Source organism: Noviherbaspirillum humi (genome assembly GCF_900188095.1).
Classification (GTDB): Bacteria; Pseudomonadota; Gammaproteobacteria; order Burkholderiales; family Burkholderiaceae_D; genus Noviherbaspirillum; species Noviherbaspirillum humi.
The window spans coordinates 112,151-132,539 of sequence record NZ_FZOT01000012.1 but is presented as its reverse complement, the minus strand read 5'-3'; the positions used below and the strand labels follow the sequence as shown (position 1 = coordinate 132,539).

At 62.8% G+C, this 20,389-nt stretch carries 18 protein-coding genes and 1 pseudogene; 9 read left to right on the top strand and 10 right to left on the bottom strand.

What is annotated here, in order from left to right:
• Nucleotides 1-4 precede the first annotated feature (4 nt).
• Nucleotides 5-253, bottom strand: coding sequence for an LPS translocon maturation chaperone LptM (lptM, locus tag CHB88_RS16620; protein WP_089400463.1), 249 nt, complete (start codon nucleotides 251-253; stop codon nucleotides 5-7).
• On the opposite strand from lptM, the gene cyaY reads away from it, so the two are divergent.
• On the top strand, nucleotides 252-581 hold the full coding sequence (gene cyaY / locus CHB88_RS16615) for an iron donor protein CyaY (protein ID WP_089400462.1): 330 nt from the start codon (nucleotides 252-254) through the stop codon (nucleotides 579-581). The genes lptM and cyaY overlap by 2 nt on opposite strands.
• Nucleotides 582-656: 75 nt before the next feature.
• Here the strand turns inward: cyaY and CHB88_RS16610 are convergent, their stop codons facing one another.
• The gene (locus CHB88_RS16610; RefSeq protein ID WP_245845025.1) at nucleotides 657-2,897 is read right to left on the bottom strand and encodes a penicillin-binding protein 1A; all 2,241 of its coding nucleotides are present in this window, start codon (nucleotides 2,895-2,897) and stop codon (nucleotides 657-659) included.
• 415 nt (nucleotides 2,898-3,312) lie between these two features.
• On the opposite strand from CHB88_RS16610, the gene CHB88_RS16605 reads away from it, so the two are divergent.
• The 7 genes and pseudogenes from CHB88_RS16605 to CHB88_RS16575 all read left to right on the top strand — a co-directional run bounded on the left by CHB88_RS16605 (nucleotide 3,313) and on the right by CHB88_RS16575 (nucleotide 11,496).
• The gene (locus CHB88_RS16605; protein ID WP_089400460.1) at nucleotides 3,313-4,392 is read left to right on the top strand and encodes a pilus assembly protein PilM; all 1,080 of its coding nucleotides are present in this window, start codon (nucleotides 3,313-3,315) and stop codon (nucleotides 4,390-4,392) included.
• Nucleotides 4,392-5,033 (top strand): PilN domain-containing protein, encoded by a 642-nt coding sequence (locus CHB88_RS16600; protein WP_089400459.1) that lies wholly within the window; start codon nucleotides 4,392-4,394, stop codon nucleotides 5,031-5,033. The genes CHB88_RS16605 and CHB88_RS16600 overlap by 1 nt, the downstream gene beginning before the upstream one ends.
• Before the next feature lie 9 nt (nucleotides 5,034-5,042).
• A complete protein-coding gene (locus CHB88_RS16595) occupies nucleotides 5,043-5,705 on the top strand; it encodes a type IV pilus inner membrane component PilO (protein ID WP_089400458.1) in 663 nt (220 codons plus the stop codon).
• Nucleotides 5,702-6,244: a pilus assembly protein PilP gene (locus CHB88_RS16590; RefSeq protein WP_089400457.1), complete on the top strand. Its 543-nt coding sequence runs from the start codon at nucleotides 5,702-5,704 to the stop codon at nucleotides 6,242-6,244. Before CHB88_RS16595 ends, CHB88_RS16590 begins: the two co-directional genes overlap by 4 nt.
• Nucleotides 6,241-8,406, top strand: coding sequence for a type IV pilus secretin PilQ (locus CHB88_RS16585; protein WP_089400456.1), 2,166 nt, complete (start codon nucleotides 6,241-6,243; stop codon nucleotides 8,404-8,406). The genes CHB88_RS16590 and CHB88_RS16585 overlap by 4 nt, the downstream gene beginning before the upstream one ends.
• 256 nt (nucleotides 8,407-8,662) lie before the next feature.
• A pseudogene (gene aroKB / locus CHB88_RS16580) lies at nucleotides 8,663-10,344 on the top strand (bifunctional shikimate kinase/3-dehydroquinate synthase AroKB).
• A 9-nt stretch (nucleotides 10,345-10,353) separates the two neighbouring features.
• Nucleotides 10,354-11,496, top strand: coding sequence for a deoxyguanosinetriphosphate triphosphohydrolase (locus CHB88_RS16575; protein WP_089400455.1), 1,143 nt, complete (start codon nucleotides 10,354-10,356; stop codon nucleotides 11,494-11,496).
• A gap of 75 nt (nucleotides 11,497-11,571) precedes the next feature.
• On the opposite strand, the gene CHB88_RS16570 is transcribed toward CHB88_RS16575, so the two are convergent.
• The 8 genes from CHB88_RS16570 to CHB88_RS16535 all read right to left on the bottom strand — a co-directional run bounded on the left by CHB88_RS16570 (nucleotide 11,572) and on the right by CHB88_RS16535 (nucleotide 18,248).
• Entirely contained in the window at nucleotides 11,572-12,657 is a 1,086-nt protein-coding gene (locus CHB88_RS16570) for an enoyl-CoA hydratase/isomerase family protein (protein ID WP_089400454.1), read from the bottom strand.
• A 172-nt stretch (nucleotides 12,658-12,829) separates the two neighbouring features.
• Nucleotides 12,830-13,174, bottom strand: a complete 345-nt coding sequence (gene hpf, locus CHB88_RS16565; RefSeq protein ID WP_089400453.1) for a ribosome hibernation-promoting factor, HPF/YfiA family — start codon at nucleotides 13,172-13,174, stop codon at nucleotides 12,830-12,832.
• 101 nt (nucleotides 13,175-13,275) lie between these two features.
• Nucleotides 13,276-14,760: an RNA polymerase factor sigma-54 gene (locus CHB88_RS16560; protein ID WP_089400452.1), complete on the bottom strand. Its 1,485-nt coding sequence runs from the start codon at nucleotides 14,758-14,760 to the stop codon at nucleotides 13,276-13,278.
• A 16-nt stretch (nucleotides 14,761-14,776) separates the two neighbouring features.
• Nucleotides 14,777-15,517, bottom strand: coding sequence for an LPS export ABC transporter ATP-binding protein (lptB, locus tag CHB88_RS16555; RefSeq protein WP_089400451.1), 741 nt, complete (start codon nucleotides 15,515-15,517; stop codon nucleotides 14,777-14,779).
• Between the two features lies 1 nt (nucleotide 15,518).
• Entirely contained in the window at nucleotides 15,519-16,073 is a 555-nt protein-coding gene (gene lptA, locus CHB88_RS16550) for a lipopolysaccharide transport periplasmic protein LptA (RefSeq protein WP_089400450.1), read from the bottom strand.
• A gap of 32 nt (nucleotides 16,074-16,105) precedes the next feature.
• Nucleotides 16,106-16,696 carry an LPS export ABC transporter periplasmic protein LptC gene (lptC, locus tag CHB88_RS16545; RefSeq protein WP_089400449.1) on the bottom strand — a complete coding sequence of 197 codons (591 nt, stop codon included), beginning with the start codon at nucleotides 16,694-16,696 and terminating at the stop codon, nucleotides 16,106-16,108.
• Nucleotides 16,693-17,220, bottom strand: a complete 528-nt coding sequence (locus CHB88_RS16540; protein WP_089400448.1) for a KdsC family phosphatase — start codon at nucleotides 17,218-17,220, stop codon at nucleotides 16,693-16,695. The genes lptC and CHB88_RS16540 overlap by 4 nt, the downstream gene beginning before the upstream one ends.
• Nucleotides 17,220-18,248: a KpsF/GutQ family sugar-phosphate isomerase gene (locus CHB88_RS16535; RefSeq protein ID WP_089400447.1), complete on the bottom strand. Its 1,029-nt coding sequence runs from the start codon at nucleotides 18,246-18,248 to the stop codon at nucleotides 17,220-17,222. The genes CHB88_RS16540 and CHB88_RS16535 overlap by 1 nt, the downstream gene beginning before the upstream one ends.
• 149 nt (nucleotides 18,249-18,397) lie before the next feature.
• Between CHB88_RS16535 and CHB88_RS16530 the strand changes: the two genes are divergently transcribed.
• Nucleotides 18,398-20,389, top strand: a complete 1,992-nt coding sequence (locus tag CHB88_RS16530; protein ID WP_089400446.1) for a monovalent cation:proton antiporter family protein — start codon at nucleotides 18,398-18,400, stop codon at nucleotides 20,387-20,389.

Genomic DNA, 20,389 nt, shown 5'->3' with positions numbered 1-20,389 from the left:
AGACTTAAGGAGAGGGCGTCGTGATGCGATCCCGATTCGCGTCGACCGGCGGCGGCACGGCGGGCGCAGAGGCGGCAGGCGTTGCCGGCACCGGCTTGGCGGGCAGGTAAAGCGGTCCCTTCTGGCCGCAACCGGCGAGCGCCATGCCCGCCGCCAGTGCCGCAATCAGGAACAGCGCCGGACGGCGGCGAATATGGAGAGCGGGCTTCACAGTTAGAATCTTGGGTTTGACGAACTGTGCGGAGTGTAGCATGACTGAATCCGAATTCCTGTCGCTGGCGGAGGCGACCCTGAACCGTATCGAGAACGCGCTGGAGCGCGCATTCGACGCCGATGAACTGGACGTGGAATGCAAGCGCAGCGGCAATGTGCTGGAGATCGAGTTCTCGGACAACGGCTCCAAGATCATCGTCAACAGCCAGGCGCCGATGCAGGAAATGTGGGTCGCCGCCCGTTCCGGCGGCTTCCACTACCGTCGCGAGGGCGAGCGCTGGGTGAACACCCGCGACGGCTCCGAACTGTTCGCGGCGCTGTCAGGCATGGTCGAGGAGCAGGGCGGCGCCCGCGTCGACCTGAGCTGATCTGCGTCCTGCGACAGATGGAAAAAAGCCCGGCGCCGCATCGCGGGCCGGGCTTTTCGATTTGCGGGAGCGGTATCAGAACAGCTCGTTCTTGACCGCATCCTTGGTTTTTTCTTCCTCGCTGTTCGGGCGTTCATCCGTGCCCAGGCTGCGCACCCCGGCACCCGGCGGATTTTCGGCGTAATAGTATTCGCCGTTCACCTGCACGATGCCGTCCGGCACCGCCCGCTCTTCCAGCGGCAGGCCTTTGATGATCTTCTGCATGTAGCTGATCCAGATCGGCAACGCAAGACCGCCGCCGGTTTCCTTGTTGCCCAGGTTTTTGGGCTGGTCGAAGCCGATCCAGGCGACGCCCACGACCTTCGGATGGTAGCCGGCGAACCAGGCGTCCACCGAGTCGTTGGTGGTGCCGGTCTTGCCGGCGATGTCCGGGCGCTTCAGCGACAGCGCCTTGGCGGCGGTGCCGAACTTCACCACATCCTTCAGCATGCTATCCATCAGGAAGGCATTGCGCTCGTCGATCACGCGGTTGGCTTCTTCGCCGGCGCGATCGGGCGAAGCCTGCGACAGCACCTTGCCCGAGGCATCGGTGATCTTGGAGATGATGTAGGGATTGACCTTGTAGCCGCCGTTGGCGAACACCGCGTAGGCGCCGGCCACCTGCAGCGGCGTGACCGCGCCCGCGCCCAGCGCCAGGGTCAGGTAGGCCGGATTCTTCTCGGCCTCGAAGCCGAAGCGGCTGGCGTACTCCTGGCCGTACTTGGCGCCGATGCGCTGCAGGATGCGGATGGAAACCATGTTCTTCGACTTGGTCAGCGCCTTGCGCATGGTGATCGGGCCGTCGTACTTGCCGTCGTAGTTCTTCGGTTCCCATGCCTGGCCGCCGGTCTGCCCGGCATCGAAGCTGATCGGCGAGTCGTTGATCAGGGTGCCCGGTGACAGCCCCTTCTCCAGCGATGCCGAGTAGATGAAAGGCTTGAAGGACGAGCCCGGCTGGCGCCATGCCTGGGTGACGTGGTTGAACTTGTTGCGGTTGAAATCGAAACCGCCAACCAGGGCGCGAATGGCGCCATCCTGAGTATTGGCGGCGACGAAGGCGGATTCCACATCCGGCATCTGGGTGATGCTCCAGGCCTGCCCTTCCTGCACGACGCGGATGATGGCGCCGCGCTTGATGCGCCGGTTCGGCGCCGCCTTCTCGCTCAGCGCGCTGGCGGCGAAGGTCAGGCCCTGGCCGGTGATATTGATCTCCTCGCCGGATGCCAGCACCGCCTTGACATGCTTGGGCGACGCTTCCAGCACCACGGCGGCGACCATGTCGTCGCTGTCCCCATGCTCGGCCAGCTCGACTTCGATCGCATCGTCGGCTTCTTCCTTGGCAGCCGGAATTTCCATGTAGGCTTCCGGACCGCGATAGCCGTGGCGTTTTTCATAATCCATCACGCCCTGGCGCAGCGCCAGATAAGCGGCATCCTGATCGGCCTTGGTGATGGTGGTATGCACGGTGAGGCCGCGGGTATAGGTATCTTCCTTGAACTGGTCGTACACCATCTGGCGCACCATTTCGGACACGTACTCCGCATGCACGCCGAACTCGTTGCTGTCGGTCTTGACCCGCAGCACTTGGTCCTTGGCGGCGGCATACTCTGCCTCGGTGAGGTAGCCGAGCTGGAACATGCGCTGCAGGATGTACTGCTGGCGTACCCGGGCGCGCTTCGGATTGGCCACCGGGTTATAGGCAGACGGCGCCTTCGGCAGCCCGGCCAGCATGGCGGCTTCGGCGGCCGAAATGTCCTGCAGGCGCTTGCCGAAATAAATCTGCGCCGCGGACGAGAAGCCGTAGGCGCGCTGACCCAGATAGATCTGGTTCATGTACACCTCGAGGATCTGGTCCTTGGAAAGATTTTGCTCGATCTTCCAGGCCAGCAGCACTTCATACAGTTTGCGCTTGAAGGTCTGCTCGCTCGACAGGAAGAAATTGCGCGCCACCTGCTGGGTGATGGTCGAGGCGCCTTGGCGGGCGCCGCCGGTGACGTTGTGGATCGTCGCACGCAGGATGCCGATGTAGTCGACGCCGCCGTGTTCATAGAAGCGGTCATCCTCGATGGCGAGCACAGCCTTTTTCATCACATCGGGAATGTCCTGGATGCGGGCCAGGTTGCGGCGCTCTTCGCCGAATTCGCCGATCAGGACATTGTCGGCGGAATAGATCCGCAGCGGGATCTTAGGCCGGTAATCGGTCAGCGAGTCCAGCGCCGGCAGGTTGGGATAAGCCATGGCCAGCATGAAGCCGAGCATGAGGGCGCCGGCGATCATGATCCCGAACAGGCCGACCGCGACACCGATCAGGGTGCGAGCCAGAATGGATTTGGAACGTTGCGGCGCTTCCTTGGAAGGCGTGTTCGCACGAGGGGCAGAGGCCATGCGCAATACTTAATAGAGGGAAATTCGGAAACGAGGCATTATAGCGACGCGCTCTGTCCATTAGACCGCAAATGAACCCTCAATAGGGAAATCCGAGTGGACTTTTGGCAACGCACGGCAATGTTCCCGTGCGGAAACTTCTGGACACCATTCGAGGCTTGTTGCTAGCATCTAAGTTACTGTCGACGTATATCACCTAAATATAGGTTTTTAAATAGATTTCCTGCAAAAGAGCGGCTTTTGAACGGTTTGGACAGGCAATCCGGAAAAGCGTTCACACAGGAAACATCATTTTCGGGAGCAAGCTTTGGCACTAGATCTGGGCTTTTTGACTAGTCCCAAGAATCCGCCATTGGTTGGATTGGACATCAGCACGTCGGGTGTAAAGCTTGTCGAACTCACGGAAGCCGGGAAGGGCGATCTGCGCCTGGAGCGTTGCGCCCATGAGCCGCTGCCGCGTGGTGCCGTGGTCGACGGCAATATCGAAAACATCGAGCAGGTAGCGGAAGCCGTGCGCCGCGCCTGGAAAAAGAGCGGGACCCGCGCGCGCCATGTGGCCCTAGGCCTGCCGCCTGCTTCGGTCATCACCAAGAAAATCATTCTGCCCGGCGGCTTGAGCGAGGATGAGCTCGAGGTGCAGGTGGAGAGCGAAGCCAACCAGTACATTCCCTTCGCGCTGGACGAAGTCAGTCTCGATTTCGACGTGATCGGTCCGGCCCAGGGCTCACCCGAGGATGTAGAGGTGATGCTCGCCGCCACCCGCAAGGAAAAGGTCGAGGACCGCATCGCCGTGGCGGAAGCGGCGGGGCTCAAGCCGCTGGTCATGGACATCGAATCGTACGCGGCCCGGGCAGCGCTCGGGCGCATCGTCGCACAGATGCCGAAAGCGGGCGCGGATCAGATCGTGGCGCTGTTCCAGATCGGCGCCCAGGTCACCCAGGTTTCCATGCTGCTCAATGGCGAGACCATCTACGAAAGAGAGCAGCCTTTCGGCGGTTCCCAGCTGACGCAGGATCTTGCCCGCGCCTATGGCATGTCCTTCGAGGAAGCCGAGATGAAAAAGCGCGAAGGCGACCTGCCGGAAGACTATGCGGCCGAACATCTGCAGCCTTTTCTCGAAAACGCGGCGATCGAAGTCAACCGCGCCATTCAGTTCTTCTACACTTCCACGCCTTACACCAGCATCGGCCATATCTTCCTCGCAGGCGGCTGCGCCAACATGCCCGGCCTGGTGGAGATGATCGCCGAGCGGACGAAGGTATCCTCCACCGTGATCAGCCCGTTCAAGGGCATGAAGCGCAGCGGCGACGTCCGCGAAAAACAACTCAACCTGGATGCCCCCGCCTACCTCGTGGCCTGCGGCCTGGCGATGCGGGGATTCGATTGATGATCAAGATAAACCTCCTCCCGCATCGGGAAGCAAAGCGCAAGCTGCGCAAGGCCGCCTTCTACAAGATGCTTGCGCTGTCAGGATTGTGCGGCGCAGTTCTGGTCCTTGGCATCAACGGCGTCTTCGTCGCCCAGATCAGCGACCAGAATCAGCGCAATGACTACATCAAGGCGGAAAACGACAAACTGGACCAGCAGATCAAGGAAATCGCCAATCTGCGCCAGGAAATCGAGGGATTGAAGGCGCGCCAGCAGGCGGTGGAAGACTTGCAGAGCGACCGCAACCAGCCGGTCTATCTGATGGATGAACTGGTCAAGCAGGTGCCGGAAGGCGTTTATCTGCGCGGCTTCAAGCAGGAGAGCCAGCGAGTCACCCTCAATGGCTATGCTCAATCCAACGAACGGGTGTCCGAACTGCTGCGCAACCTCGGCAACAATTCACCCTGGCTGGAACGGCCCGACCTGATCGAGATCCGCTCCACCGCAATCGGGCAGGGCAAGGACTCGAAGAAGGTTTTCGATTTCACCGTGAACGTAGGCATCAAGCGCCCGCGCGACAAGGATGGCGCGGCCAAGGACGGCACGGCGCCGGGCAATCCGATGTTGGCGGCCAGCGCCGGCAAGGAAACGGGCAAGTAAGGACACGGCATGGCAAACCTGAAACAACTGGGCGCTTCCCTCAGCGCGCAATTCAACGGCCTGAACGGCAGGCATCCCGGCCAGTGGCCCCTCCTGCCGCGCATCCTGTGCGGCATCGGGGTGCTGCTCGGCGTGCTGGTGGTCAGCTGGTTCGGTTATCTGGAAGGGCAGCAGGAGGAATTGGCCAATGGCCAGGCGGAAGAGCAGAAGCTGCGCGACGCCTATAAGCTGAAGGTGCAGCAGGCCATCAACCTGAACGCGCTGCGGGAGCAGAAGAAGCAGGTCAGCGAGTACGTCGCCACGCTGGAGAAGCAACTGCCCAGCAAGGCCGAAATGGATGCGCTGCTTTCGGACATCAACCAGGCAGGTCTCGGCCGCGGCCTGCAATTCGACTTGTTCAAGCCGGGACAGGTCGTGGTCAAGAATTACTACGCCGAGCTGCCGATCGAGATCAAGGTGGCCGGCAATTATCATGACATCGGCGCCTTCACCAGCGACATCGCCAAGCTGCCGCGCATTGTCACCCTCAACAATCTCAATCTGAACGCCGGCAAGGACGGCTCGCTGGCGCTGGAGGCGGTAGCCAAGACCTTCCGCTACCTCGACAAGGAGGAAGTCGAGGCGCAGCGCAAGTCGGCGGCGGAGAAGAAAAACCAGGGAGCGAAGAAATGAAGCGCGCCAGTCTCCGCGTCCTTTCGCTGCTTGCGGCGCCGGTTCTCGTGCTGGCCGGCTGCGGCGACAGCGGCAATCAGGAGGTCAAGCAATGGATGGAGGATGTGCGCAAGCAGACGCGCCCATCGGTACCCAAGCTGGCTGAGCCGAAACAGTTCATTCCTTTCGCCTACAGCGGCAAGAACGATCCGGATCCCTTCAGTCCCGGCAAGCTGTCCGCTGCGCTGGCCAAGCTTCAGGCCAATTCCGGCAATGGCATCAAGCCCGACCTGGAGCGTCGCAAGGAGGCGTTGGAGTCCTTCCCGCTCGATACCATCCGCATGGTCGGCACGCTGGAGCGGCCGGGCCAGACCTTCGCCCTGCTGCAGGTGGAGAAGTCGGTGTACCGAGCCAAGATCGGCAATCACGTCGGCCAGAATTTCGGCCGCATCACCCGAGTCACAGAAGACGAAGTGCATATCAAAGAAATCGTGCGCGATGCGAGCGGCGAGTGGACTGAACGCGACGCCAAGCTCGAATTGCAGGAGAATAAAAAATGAATGCAGCATCAATACCGCATCGGGTCTGGAACCTGTCCGCCCGCCGAGCATGCAAAGCGCTGCTTGCCCTCTGCCTGACCGGCGCTGCCGGTTTCGCCTCGGCTCAGGAAAACGCGATCGAATCCATCAGCGCCAACCAGCAAGGCGCCAACGTGGTGGTCAGGATCGGCATGAAGGGGCCTGTCGCCAAGCCGCCGATCGGTTTTTCGATTACCAATCCCGCGCGCATTGCGCTGGATTTCGCCGATACTGCCAATGCCACCGGCAAGTCGAGCCAGGAAATCGGTATTGGCGATGTCCGCAACGTCAACGTGGTCCAGGCCGGCGAGCGTTCGCGCCTTGTCTTCAATCTCTCGCGCCCGCTCAGCTATGCCACGGCGGTGGAAGGCAATCAGGTAGTCGTCACCATTGACGGCACCGGCGCCGCAGCCAAGCCGATGGCGGCGTCAACCGGCACTGCGGGAAGCGCCGCGCCCGCCACGGCATCGGCCAGCCGTGCGCTGCGCGACATCGACTTCCGGCGCGGCAGCAATGGCGAAGGCCGGGTCGTGGTCGAGCTGCCGCCCGGCAGCGGCAGCGTCGATGTCAGGCAGCAGGGCCAGAGCATCGTGGTCGACTTCCTCAAGACCAGTCTGCCGGATGCCCTGCGCCGCAAGCTGGACGTCGCCGACTTCGGCACGCCGGTGCAGACCGTTGTCACTACCCGTCAGGGTGACAACGTGCGCATGGTGATCACGCCCAAGGGCTTGTGGGAGCACAGCGCCTACCAGAGCGACACGCAGCTGGTGGTGGAGGTGAAGCCGGTCAAGGAAGATCCGAACCGGCTTTCCCAAGGTCCGCAGAGCTATCGCGGCGAGAAGCTGTCGCTCAATTTCCAGAACGTCGAAGTGCGCACCGTGCTGCAGGTGATCGCCGACTTCACCGGACTGAACATCATCACCAGCGACACGGTCGGCGGCAGCCTGACGCTGCGACTGAAGGATGTGCCATGGGACCAGGCGCTCGACATCGTGCTGCAGGCCAAGGGCCTCGACATGCGCAAGAACGGCTCGGTGATCTGGATCGCGCCCCGGGATGAGCTGCTGACCAAGGAAAAGCTGGAACTGGAGCAGAAAGCCCAGATCGCCGAGCTGGAGCCGCTCAAGAGCGAAGTCTTCCAGCTCAACTACCAGAAGGCGGAATCCTTCAAGCTGGTCTTTGGGCTGGATGGCGGCGATGCCAAGAAATCCATCCTCTCCAAACGCGGCAGCGCGGTGATCGATCCGCGCACCAACCAGCTTTTCATCACCGACATCCCGTCCAAGCTGGAGGAGGTGCGCAAGCTGGTGCAGAAGACGGACATCGCTTCGAAGCAGGTGCTGATCGAAGCCCGTATCGTCGAAGCCGATGACAAGTTCAGCAGGAATCTTGGCGCCAAGCTCGGATTCACTGATCTGCGCACCCTGCGCGGCGGCGAAACCGGCTACGGCATTGGCAACGGTAACGCCGCCATCACAGGCAACTATCAAGGCGTTGGCGAAATCACCGGGCAGGCCAAGCTGTCCGACCAGTCATACAACAATACCCAATTCGTCAACCTGCCTGCCGCCGGCATCAACGGCGTCAATCCGGGCAGCTTCGCCATCAGTCTCTTTTCGGCGGCCGCCAACCGATTCCTGAACCTGGAGCTGTCGGCGCTCGAAGCCGATGGAAAAGGCAAGATCATCTCGAGCCCGCGTGTGGTGACAGCCGACCAGCTCAAGGCGGTCATCGAGCAGGGCACCGAATTGCCTTATCAAGTTGCCACCAGCAGCGGTGCGACCTCCATTGCCTTCCGCAAGGCCAATCTGCGGCTGGAAGTCACGCCGCAGATCACGCCGGACGGCAACATCATCCTGGATGTCGACGTCAACAAGGACAGCGTCGGTGTTGAAACGCGTGCCGGCTTTGCGATCGATACCAAGCATGTGAAGACCCAGGTGCTGGTCGAGAATGGCGGCACCGTGGTCCTGGGCGGCATCTTCCAGCAGACCGAGCGTGATCAGGTTTCGAAAGTGCCCTTGCTCGGCGACATTCCTGTCATGGGTTATCTATTCAAAACCACCGGCCGCACCAATGACAAGACCGAGCTCCTCGTCTTCATCACGCCCAAGGTGGTGGCTGGCAATCCGCTGACCCGGTAACGAGCGACGCTTCGGCTGGACGGCCGGCGTTCCGGAAGATTGAGTTCTCCAGCGAGGGGCAGCTGTTGTTGCTCCTCACTTGTTGCTCCTCGCTTACCCGCGTTTCCATTCAAGCCGCATGCAAGCGGCGTTCACAGTGCACCCGGGACCGATAGCCAAGCCCGGACTCGGGGCGCCGTCCTGGCAGGGCAGGCCGCTCCAGACGGGGCCAAGCCGGTTTGGGTTCCCGCATGCGAAGCGTGTACACTTCGTCCCTATGCACGGAAATATTTTTCTTGTCGGACTCATGGGCGCAGGCAAAACCACGGTCGGCCGCGCCCTGGCAAAAAAGCTCAACAAGCGTTTTATCGACACCGACCATGAGATCGAAGCCCGCACAGGGGCTTCGATTCCGCTCATCTTCGAGATCGAGGGTGAAGCGAATTTCCGGCAGCGCGAGGCAGACATCATCCAGGAATTGACTGCCCAGCCCGATCTCGTGCTGGCAACGGGCGGCGGCGCCGTCCTGCGCCCGGAAAACCGCGCCTGCCTGAAGGAGCGCGGTACCGTCATCTACCTCCGTGCCAGCATCAGCAGCATCCTGCAGCGCACCAGCCACGACAAGAACCGCCCCTTGCTTCAGACCGCCGATCCGCGCGGAAAGCTGGAACAGCTGGCGCGGGAACGCGAGCCGTTGTACCGGGAAGTGGCCGACTTCGTCATCGAGACAGGCCGGCCCAATGTTCAATCGCTGGTCAATATGATCGTGGCGCAACTGTCCCAGTTCGAGTTGGCGCAGTCCGCCGCTTCCCCATCCTCCAGCAAGCCGCACGATATTTCATCGAATCAATGAGCACCCCGTCTTCCAACCTTATTTCCCTCCAAGTCGACTTGGGAGAGCGCAGCTATCCGATCACCATCGGCAGCGGCCTCCTGAAAGATAGCGCTGGCGTCAGTCAGCACGTCCGCGGCAAGCGCGCCGCCATCGTCACCAACGACGTCGTGGCGCCGCTCTATCTGCGGCCCATGGTGGAGCGCCTGCAAGCCGCGGGAAAGGAGGTGACGACCGTGGTGCTGCCGGACGGCGAGGAAGAGAAGAACTGGGCCAGCCTGATGAAGGTGTTCGATACCCTGCTGGGCGAGCGCTGCGACCGCAAGACCACCCTGATCGCACTCGGAGGCGGCGTCATCGGCGATCTCACCGGCTTTGCCGCCGCCACTTACATGCGCGGCGTGCCCTTCATTCAAGTGCCCACCACGCTGCTGGCCCAGGTCGATTCATCGGTGGGGGGCAAGACGGCAATCAACCATCCGCTCGGCAAAAACATGATCGGCGCCTTCTACCAGCCGCTGGCGGTGGTCGCGGACACCGATACCCTCGATACGCTTCCCGACCGCGAGCTGTCGGCCGGCCTGGCGGAGGTGATCAAGCATGGCGCCATCATCGATCCCGCCTTCTTTGCCTGGATCGAGCACAACATCGGCCGGCTGGTCGGACGCGATGCCGCCGCACTGGCCTACGCCATCCAGCGCTCCTGCGAGATCAAGGCGGACGTGGTGCGGCAGGACGAGCGCGAAGGCGGTCTGCGCGCGATCCTGAATTTCGGCCATACCTTCGGCCATGCGATTGAAGCCGGCATGGGCTATGGCGAGTGGCTTCACGGCGAGGCGGTGGGCTGCGGCATGGTGATGGCAGCGGATCTCTCCCATCGGCTCGGCTTCATCGATGCGCCGACCAGGGACCGTATCACGGCGCTGGTGCGCGCGGCAGGCCTGCCGACCGTCGCTCCGGACCTCGGCGACGAGCGCTGGCTCGACCTGATGGAAATCGACAAGAAGAACGAGGGAGGACAGATCAAATTCATCCTGCTCAAGCCGCTTGGCAGCACCGTGATTACTGCGGTGCCGCAGGACACCTTGCTGGCTGCCATCAAGGCCTGTACCGGCAGAACGGGGTAATCTGATCCCATGATCCCGGAAGCCAGCCTCGCTCTTCATGCCGCCCGCTCGGACGCATCGCGAGGCCGCCGCTTCCCCGAGCCGCCGCCCGGAACGCGCAGCGAATTCCAGCGCGACCGCGACCGCATCATTCACTCGGCCGCCTTCCGCCGGTTGGAGTACAAAACCCAGGTGTTCGTCAACCACGAGGGCGACCTTTTCCGCACCCGCCTCACGCACAGCCTGGAAGTGGCGCAAATCGCGCGCTCCATTGCCCGCACCCTGAAGCTGAACGAAGATCTGGTCGAAGCCATCTCGCTGGCGCACGACCTCGGCCATACGCCCTTCGGCCATGCCGGCCAGGATGCCCTGAACGCCTGCATGAAAGACCACGGCGGCTTCGAGCACAACCTGCAGAGCCTGCGGGTGGTCGATGAGCTGGAAGAGCACTATGGCGCCTTCAATGGCCTCAACCTCATGTTCGAAACGCGGGAGGGAATATTGAAGCACTGCTCGCATGCCAATGCATTGAAGCTCGGCGAGCTCGGACAGCGCTTCATCGACCGCCGGCAGCCGACGCTGGAAGCCCAACTCGCCAATCTCGCCGACGAAATCGCCTACAACAACCACGACATCGACGACGGACTGCGCTCGGGACTGCTGACCACCGAGCAAATGGAGCAGGTCGACTTCTATGCGCGGCATCGGCGCGAGGCGGAGCTGGCCTGCCCCGGCATCGGCGGCCGGCGCGCCATTCATGAAACCATTCGGCGCATGATCAATGCATTGATCGTCGATCTGTCCGCCACCTCGGCGCAGCGCATCCTCGACGCCGGCGTAAAGAGTGTGGAGGACGTACGCGCGGCGCCGCCGCTCATTGCGTTCTCCGATGCCATGAAGCGCGATGCGGTGCACCTGAAGCAGTTCCTGAGCCGTAACCTGTACCACCATTACCAGGTCAACCGCATGACCAGCAAGGCGCGCCGCATCGTTTCCGATCTGTTTGAGGCATTCATGGATGAGCCGCGGCTGCTTCCGCCAGACTATCAGCTGGAAGCGAATGCCGGTGCCGTCGGCCGCCAGGCGCGCAAGGTGGCCGATTACATCGCCGGCATGACGGACCGCTACGCCATGCGCGAACACCGCCGCCTGTTCACCGTTGGCGAGGACTGAAGCCTCGGCGCACGACAGCGGCGCTGCGCCTGCAAAAGCGGGGAAGCAAATACCGCAGCCGCAAGCTCGCTCTTCCTAAACGAAGTCCCGCAGCGGATGCGCATGCGCCGGCCACGCCGGCTCGAAAAAGCGGGCTATCATCGCCTCCGTCACTTCATCCAGCCGCGCCGGTTGCCAGCGCGGCTGATTGTCCTTGTCGATCACCAGAGCCCGTATGCCTTCCAGCGCTTCGCCCTGTTCGAAGCAGCAGCGCATCATGCTGCGCTCCATGCGCAGGCAATCGGCGATATGCATGCCGGCGCCGCGGCGCAACTGCTCGAGCGCCACGCACATCATCAACGGCGAGCGCCGGCCCATCGCTTGCAGGCAGGATCGTGCGAAGGGGCTGTCGTCCCGGCCGAGGGAGGCCATGATTTCGCCAACGGTCGCCAGACTGAAATGCCGCTCGATGGCGGCTTCGTTCACCGCCAGCAGCCCCGGCGCGGGCAAGGTATCTTGCGACACAGCGAAGCGATCGATGAGCGCATGCACATCGTCGGCATGCGACTGGCGCAGGGCTGCCCTCAATTCCTCAAGCCGTGCACTTGGCAGGCACACGTCCGCCAGTCCGGCAAACAGCGCATCGGCTGCGCCTATGGCTTCGCCGGTGAGCGCGAGATAGGTCCCGACTTGGCCGCGTGCCCGCGACAGGAAGTGGCTGCCGCCGACGTCCGGAAACAAGCCGATGTTCACCTCCGGCATGGCCATCCGGGTCCGCTCGGTGACGACGCGCAGCCGGCTCGCAGCGCCCGCCTGAGCGATGCCCATCCCGCCGCCCATCACGATGCCGTTCATCAGGGCCACATACGGCTTGGGGTAATGATGCACCAGGTGGTTGAGCGCATACTCCTCGGTGAAGAAATCTTCCAGAAGAGCGCTGCCGCCGGCCGGCGTGCTCGATCCGGCACGATGGAAGAAACGGATGTCGCCGCCGGCGCAGAAAGCCTTGTCGCTGCTGCTGTCCACTACCACGGCATCAATGGCCGGATCCGACCGCCATGCTTGCAATTGCTCGGTCATGGTCCTGATCATCGGCAGCGAAAGCGAATTCAGGGCTGCCGCCCGATTGAGGGTGATGAAGCCGATGCGGCGATGCACTTGACTGAGGATGTCCTGGCTCATACGAGGAAAAGATGAAGTGAGGGCTTCATTGTAGCCAAGCGGCATGGCGCGCTCTGTCGTCCGCCAGACTTTCGATGAGATTGCCCCAGCGACGGCTGGGACGAACATGAAAAAGGGCGCCGTCATGCGCCCTTCAAATTGCGCCCTCGGGCGCGGTTGGGATAATCGCGATCTACGCGGAAGCCATGTCAGGCATGCGCTTGATGGCGTCGCGCTGATGGTCCTGAACCTTGGTCTTGTACTTCAACACCTGGCGGTCCAGCTTGTCGATCAGTGAATCGATCGCTGCGTACAGGTCTCCTGCAAAACTCTCCACGTGGATGAGGCTGCCCCTCAGGCGCAGGTTCACTTCGGCTCGTTGACGCTTGTCCTTCTCGGAGGGTTTCTCGACCCCGAGGATGACCGCGATATCAATGACATGGTCGAAATGGCGTGTAATGCGCTCCAGCTTGCCTTGCACGTAGTCGCGAATGGCTGGGGTCAGTTCGAGATGATGTCCACTGATGGTGAGATTCATACAGCGCTCCTATGGATGGTGTCGCTGGCGGTTCTCAACGTGTCCGCGCAGACGAGCCACGCCGGAACACAGCAACGGTAACCACTACATGGTTTTGGGTACTACAGGGACTTGCGGAGGTTGACGGGCGGAATCTTCAAGGCTTCGCGATATTTGGCGACGGTTCTGCGCGCGACCACCATGCCTTGTTCCCCCAACATGTCCGCAATCTTGCTATCCGAGAATGGATTCTTGGGGTCTTCTGCTCCTATCAATTGTTTGATGAGTGCTCTGATCGCCGTCGACGAGGCTTCTCCTCCTGCCTCCGTGGCGACGTGACTTCCGAAGAAGTATTTCAACTCGAACATTCCATGCGGGGTAAGCATGTACTTCTGAGTCGTGACACGCGAGATTGTGCTCTCGTGTAAGCCCAGTGTATCAGCTATCTCGCGCAACACAAGAGGGCGCATTGCCACTTCGCCGTGGGAAAAGAAGTTGCGCTGGCGGTCTACGATGGCCTGCGCCACGCGCAGAATGGTGTCAAAACGCTGGCGCATGTTCTTGATCAGCCATTTTGCCTCCTGCAGCTGCGAAGTGAGCGATCCCTCACCCTTGCTCTGCTTGAGGATGTTGGCATACAGCGCATTCACCCGCAGGCGCGGCATGACATCATGGTTCAACATGACTTGCCAGCCGTTCTTCGTTTTCTTGACGATCACGTCCGGCACGACGAAATCCGAGGCATCGGAAGCGAAGGCGGCGCCCGGATGCGGGTTGCACTGCTTGATGATCACCTGGGCTTCGCGCAGGTCTTCGTCGTCGCAGTCGAGAACCTTCTTCAGCTTGTTGAAGTCGCGCTGGGCGAACAGCGTCAGGTGCTGCTCGACGATGGTCAGCGCGCGCCGGCGGGTCACCAGCGGCACCTTGGGGAAGCGGCGGATCTGGATGGCCAGGCATTCCGAGGCGCAGCGTGCGCCCACGCCGGCCGGTTCGAAGCTCTGCAGCAACTTCAACGCCACGTTCAGTTCTTCCAGTTCCACGCCGAGTTCTTCCGGCAGGCGGGCATGGATTTCCTCCAGCGGCTCTTCCAGATAACCGTTGTCGTTGAGGGCGTCGATAATCAGCTCCACCAGCGCCCGGTCGCGGCTTTCGCGCACCGTCACGCGCATCTGTTCCAGCAGGTGTTCGCGCAGCGTGGTGTCGTGCGCCTCCAGTTGCGGACGGGCATCATCATCTTCCGGGGCCTTGGAGGTGCGGGCAACGTCGTCGAAGCTCCAGTCCTTGTCTCCGGCGCCTTCCCCCTCGGCGCCTTCGCCGTTGCCTTCGCTGCCGCTGAAGCCTTCGCCTTCGCCGGCAGGCCCCGATTCGGTGGTCGTGCCGGTCGACTCCTGCGAGGTGCTGCCAAGCGTGATGGCGCCGTCGGCGAGCAGCCGCACCGAATTGTCGAGCGGATCGTCGACGCGTTCCAGCATCGGGTTCTCGGACAGGATCTGCTCCAGCTCCTGGTGCAGCTCGAGAGTGGACAACTGCAATAGCCGGATCGACTGCTGCAGCTGCGGAGTGAGCGCCAGATGTTGCGAGATGCGAAGTTGGAGGGTCTGTTTCATGCTTGTTTGAGTCTTCCTACATGCGGAAGTGTTCTCCCAGGTAAACCCGTCTCACGGATTCATTCTCGATGATTTCATCCGGCGTACCGCTCGCCAGAACGGCGCCTTGATTGATGATATACGCCCGGTCGCAAATCCCGAGGGTTTCGCGCACGTTGTGGTCGGTAATCAACACGCCGATGCCGCGTTCCTTCAGAAAGCGCACGATGCGCTGGATCTCGATCACGGCAATCGGGTCCACGCCGGCGAAGGGTTCGTCCAGCAGCACGAAGCGCGGATTGGTTGCCAGCGCCCGGGCGATTTCCACCCGGCGCCGTTCTCCGCCGGACAGGGACAGCGCCTGGTTGTCCTTCAGTTTTTCTATCTGCAGTTCCGCCAGCAGGGTGCCGAGTTTTTCATCGATGACGCTGCCTGCCAGGGGTTTGCCGTTGTCGCGCTGCAATTCGAGCACGGCGCGAATGTTCTCCGCCACGGTCAGCTTCCGGAACACCGAAGCTTCCTGCGGCAGATAGGATAAACCAAGGGTCGCGCGCCGATGAATCGGCAGTCGTGAGATCGCAACGCCGTTGAGATGGATCTCGCCAGCATCCGACGGCACCAGTCCGACGATCATGTAGAACGACGTCGTCTTGCCGGCGCCGTTCGGGCCAAGCAGGCCGACCACCTGGCCGCATTCGACTTGCAGGGACACATCGCGCACCACCTGGCGCGCGCCATAGCTCTTCTGCAAGCCGCGGGCTTCGAGCCTGTTCTGCATCTCACTTGCCCTTCGCGTCGTTGCGCGGCTGGATGACCGCCTTGATGCGCCCGCCGCCCGGCTTGCTCTCGCCGGTGGCGGTATTGTTGACCGAGAAAAACTCCGCCCGGCTGTCGTAGGAAATGAACTCGCCTTCCACTTCATCTGTCGGTTTCGTGCCTTCCAGCCGGCGCAGTTTGGCGCGGGTGAACAGCTTCACGAGTTCCGCCTTGCCGTCGTACTCGATGCGCACCGCCTCGCCTTCCACCCATTGATTCGGACCGCCGTCGCGCTTCTGGCGAAACGTGGCCAGCGCGCCGGGCGCGGCGGTGAGCGTGGCGTACTGGTATCCGGCCGGATCCTGCGTGACCACCAGCTTGGCGGCGCGCATGATCAGCGTGCCGCGCGTGAGCACCACATTGCCAGTGAAGGTATTGACCTGATGCACATCGTCATAGGCCATCTGGTCGGCCTCTACGTTGGTCGGCTTGTCGGAGTCGGCCTTTTCGGCATGGGCGACTCCCGCCACAGCCAATCCCGTCAGCAGGAAAAGTCGGAGCAGAACACCACGGATCATTCGAAGTCCTCGATATATTGTTATAGCGCGGCTCAACGGCGTGCGGCTTGATAAGTGCCATGCACCTTGCCGGCCAGGCGAAACTCGCCGGTGGCATGGTTGGCATACATGCCGATGCCGGCAAGGTGTGCTTGGCTGGTGGTGATATCCACCGGCTTGTCGGTGCGCATGATGTACTCGTCCGGCAGCACCAGCATGTAGTCCGACGTCAGGTGCAGATGATCCGACTGGCCCGATGCCGGCCGGTCCATCTGCACGTTCCGATACAGATGCACCTTCTCCCCCTGATTTTCCAGGCGGGCATGTTCGGCATTGATCATGAAGGGCGGCGTCTGCGGATCGTTGAGGCCGCTGAGCACCGGCTGTTCCACTTCGTAGGAGTCATCCTGCGGCTGGTGGGTCAGGCGCTCGCCGGCGACGTGATAGCGCGTCGCGGTCTTGTTCGAGATTCTGACATAGCTGAATTTCTCGACGTAAAAATCGGGCTCAGTGCGGTTCTGCACACCGGGCGTTTCCTCGCCGGCGCGGCGCGTCACTTCCAGCAGCCAGAAGCTGCCCAGCGCCAGCGCGAGCAGCGGCGGGAAGATCAACAGCGCGCGCAGGCGGCGCGGACGGAATCTCATGTCAGGTACGGCGCCAGGGCCGCTTCATAGTTGCCCTGCGCGCGCAGGATCAGGTCGCACAGCTCGCGCGCCGCGCCCTGGCCACCGCCCGACCGCGTGACATAGTGCACCCGGGAAGTCACCGCCTCGTGGCCGTTGGGCACGCTGGCGGCAAAGCCGACCTGCAGCAGAATCGGAAGGTCGATGACATCGTCGCCAATGAAGCCGCATTGCTCTGCGCTCAGGCCGGTCTCGCGCAGCAATTCGGCGAAGGCGGTGCGCTTGTCGTGCACGCCTTGCCGCACATGACGTATGCCGAGGTCGGCAGCGCGGCGCTCGACGATGGCGGACTTGCGCGCGCTGATGATGGCGGTGTCCACGCCCGACTGCTGCAGCAGCTTGATGCCGTGGCCGTCGAGCACGTTGAAGCGCTTCAGCACCTCGCCCTCGGGGCCGTAATGCAGCCCGCCGTCAGTCAGCACGCCGTCGACGTCGAAGACCATGAGGCGAACCCGGCGCGCCCTGTCCATCACGCTGGCATCCATCAGATCACCTTGGCGCGGGTCAGGTCATGGATGTGCAGGGCGCCGACCAGCGCTCCCTGCGCATCGGCCACGAGCAGCTGATTGATGCGGAATTTCTCCATCATCTCCACTGCTTCCACCGCCAGCTGATCCGGGCCGATGGTGCGGGGGTTGGCATGCATCACCTCGGCGATCTTCAGCTTGGCGAAATCGTGGGCTCCCTCCAGCAGGCGGCGCAGGTCGCCGTCGGTGAAGATGCCGACGGCGCGCCGGTCCGCATCGACGATGGCGGTCATGCCCATGCCCTTGCTGCTGATCTCGAGCAAGGCGTCGGTCAGGGACACCCCGGCCGCGACGGCAGGGACGGCATCGCCGGAGCGCATGACATCGCGCACGTGGGTCAGCAGGCGCCGGCCGAGCGCGCCGCCGGGATGGGAGCGGGCGAAGTCGTCTTCCTTGAAGCCGCGCGCATCCAGCAGCGCCACCGCCAAAGCATCGCCCAGAGCGAGGGTGGCGGTGGTGCTGGCCGTCGGCGCCAGGTTGAGCGGGCAGGCTTCCTTCTCCACGCCGGCATTGAGGTGCACGTTCGACAGCTGCGCCAGGCTGGAGGCGTCGTTGCCGGTGATGGCGATCAGCTTGGCGCCCATGCGCTTGATGATGGGTACGATGGCAAGGAGCTCGGCGGTCTCGCCCGAGTTCGAGATGGCGACGAAGACATCGGACAGGGTCACCATGCCGAGATCGCCGTGGGCGGCCTCGGCCGGGTGGACGAACAGCGCCGGCGTGCCGGTGGAGGCAAGGGTCGCGGCGATCTTGCGGGCGATGTGGCCGGACTTGCCCATGCCGGAAACGACAACGCGGCCGGGGCAATCGAGGATCAGGCGCACTCCGGCGATGAAGGTCTGCCCGGCACCGGCGGCAAGACGCTGTTTTAATGCAATAATGGCATCGGCTTCGATTTGCAGGGTGTCGCAGGCCAACGCCAGCACGCGTTGGGCGTCGGCGTCATCGAAGGATTTCGGCGGGGTTGGGGCATGGGGTACACTCATGCCCGAAGTATAAACCAACTGGCAAAGCAAAAAACCTGCCAGTGCCCAGATAATTTCCCGCCTTGAGGGCGCTCAAGCTGCATTGCGATGGGGATTCCCGCACGCATCGTCCATCGGGAAATCAGCAAAAACCTCTTCATCCAGGATGCATGCATTCAGCTCTTGAACTGACCTTGTTGCTTCTCGCCAGCGCGGTCTTCGGCGTGGTGGTCTTCCGCACTCTGCATCTGCCGCCCATGCTGGGCTATCTGGCGGTCGGCATCGTCATCGGTCCCCATGGCTTCGGCTTGGCTGAGGAAAACAACACGACCAGCCTGCTGGCGGAATTCGGCGTGGTGTTCCTGATGTTCTCCATCGGCCTCGAGTTTTCGCTGCCCCGGCTGTCGGCCATGCGTCGCACCGTGTTCGGGCTGGGCATGGCGCAAGTGCTGCTGACCATCGTCGCCGCCATGCTGTTCGGCTGGCTGATGGCGACCTTCCTGCCGCAATTCCTGAACATCAGCTGGCGCGCCGCCTTCGCCCTCGGCGGGGCGCTGTGCATGTCCTCCACCGCCATCGTCTCCAAGCTGCTCACCGAAAGGCTGGAGCTGGAAGCGCCGCATGGACGCCAGATCATCGGCATCCTGCTGTTTCAGGACCTGGCGGTGGTGCCGCTGCTGATCCTGGTGCCGGCGCTGGCCCGAAATACCGGCGACCTGCTGCCGACCCTGGCGCTGGCCGGCATGAAGGCGATGATCGTGCTGGTGCTGCTGCTGGTGATCGGCCAGCAGCTCATGCGCGGCTGGTTCCGCATCGTGGTCAAGCGGCGCTCGCAGGAGCTGTTCATGCTGAACCTGCTGCTGATCACGCTGGGCGCCGCCTGGATCACCGAACTGGCCGGGCTGTCCATGGCGCTGGGCGCCTTCGTCGCCGGCATGCTGATCTCGGAAACCGAGTACAAGCACCAGGTGGAGGAAGACATCAAGCCCTTCCGTGACGTGCTGCTCGGCCTGTTCTTCGTCACCGTCGGCATGCTGCTCAACGTGCGGCTGGTGGTGGAGCATTTCTGGCTGGTGCTGCTGCTGTTGAGCGGCCCGGTGCTGGTGAAGTTCGGGCTGATCGCCCTGATGGCCCGCCTGGCCGGCGAATCCACCGGCGTCGCCCTGCGCACCGGCCTCTATCTCGCGCAGGCGGGCGAATTCGGCTTCGTGCTGCTGAATCAGGTCGGCGGCCTGCAACTGATGGATCCCATGCTGATCCAGCTGATCCTGGCGTCGATGGTGCTGTCGATGCTGCTGGCGCCCTTCATCATCGAGAAGTCGGATGCGATCGTGATGAAGCTGTCGGCCAATGAATGGATGCTGCAGTCGCTGGCGCTGACCCAGATCGCGACCCGAACCATGACCACCCAGAAGCATGTGCTGATCGCCGGCTTCGGCCGCAGCGGCCAGAGCCTGGCGCGGCTGCTGGAGGAAGAAAAGATTGCCTACCATGCGCTCGACCTCGACCCGGATCGGGTACGCGAGGCGCAGGCGGCCGGCGCCAACGTCTCCTATGGCGATGCAGCCCGGCGCGAAAGCCTGGTGGCGGCCGGCATTCACCGTGCAGCGGTGCTGGTGATCACCTTCGCCGGCACGCCTTCGGCCATCAAGCTGCTCAGCTTCGCCCATGAGCTGGCGCCGACGCTGCCGGTGATCGTGCGCAGCCACGACGACGCCGATCTCGACAAGCTGCGTGCCGCCGGCGCCACCGAGGTCGTGCCGGAAGCGATCGAGGGCAGCTTGATGCTGGCTTCGCATGCGCTGCTGATGCTTGGCGTGCCGGTGCGTCGGGTGGTGCATCGGGTGCAGGTGGCGCGCGGCGAGCGCTATGCCTCCTTGCGCGGCTATTTCCACGGCGCCGGCGATGCGCCGGACGATGCGGAGCACCTGCATGTGCGGCTGCATTCGGTGGCGCTGGACGAAGGCGCGGGCGCCGTCGGCCAGTCGCTGCAGCAGCTCGACCTGGCCCCGCTCGGCGCCGAGGTCACCATTGTCCGCCGCGGCAAGCAGCGCATCGATGTCATGCCCGACACCGTGCTGGAGCCGGGCGATATCGTGGTCCTGCGCGGCACCACCGAAGGCGTGGCGCTGGCGGAGGAGCGCCTGCTGAAGAAGCACTGA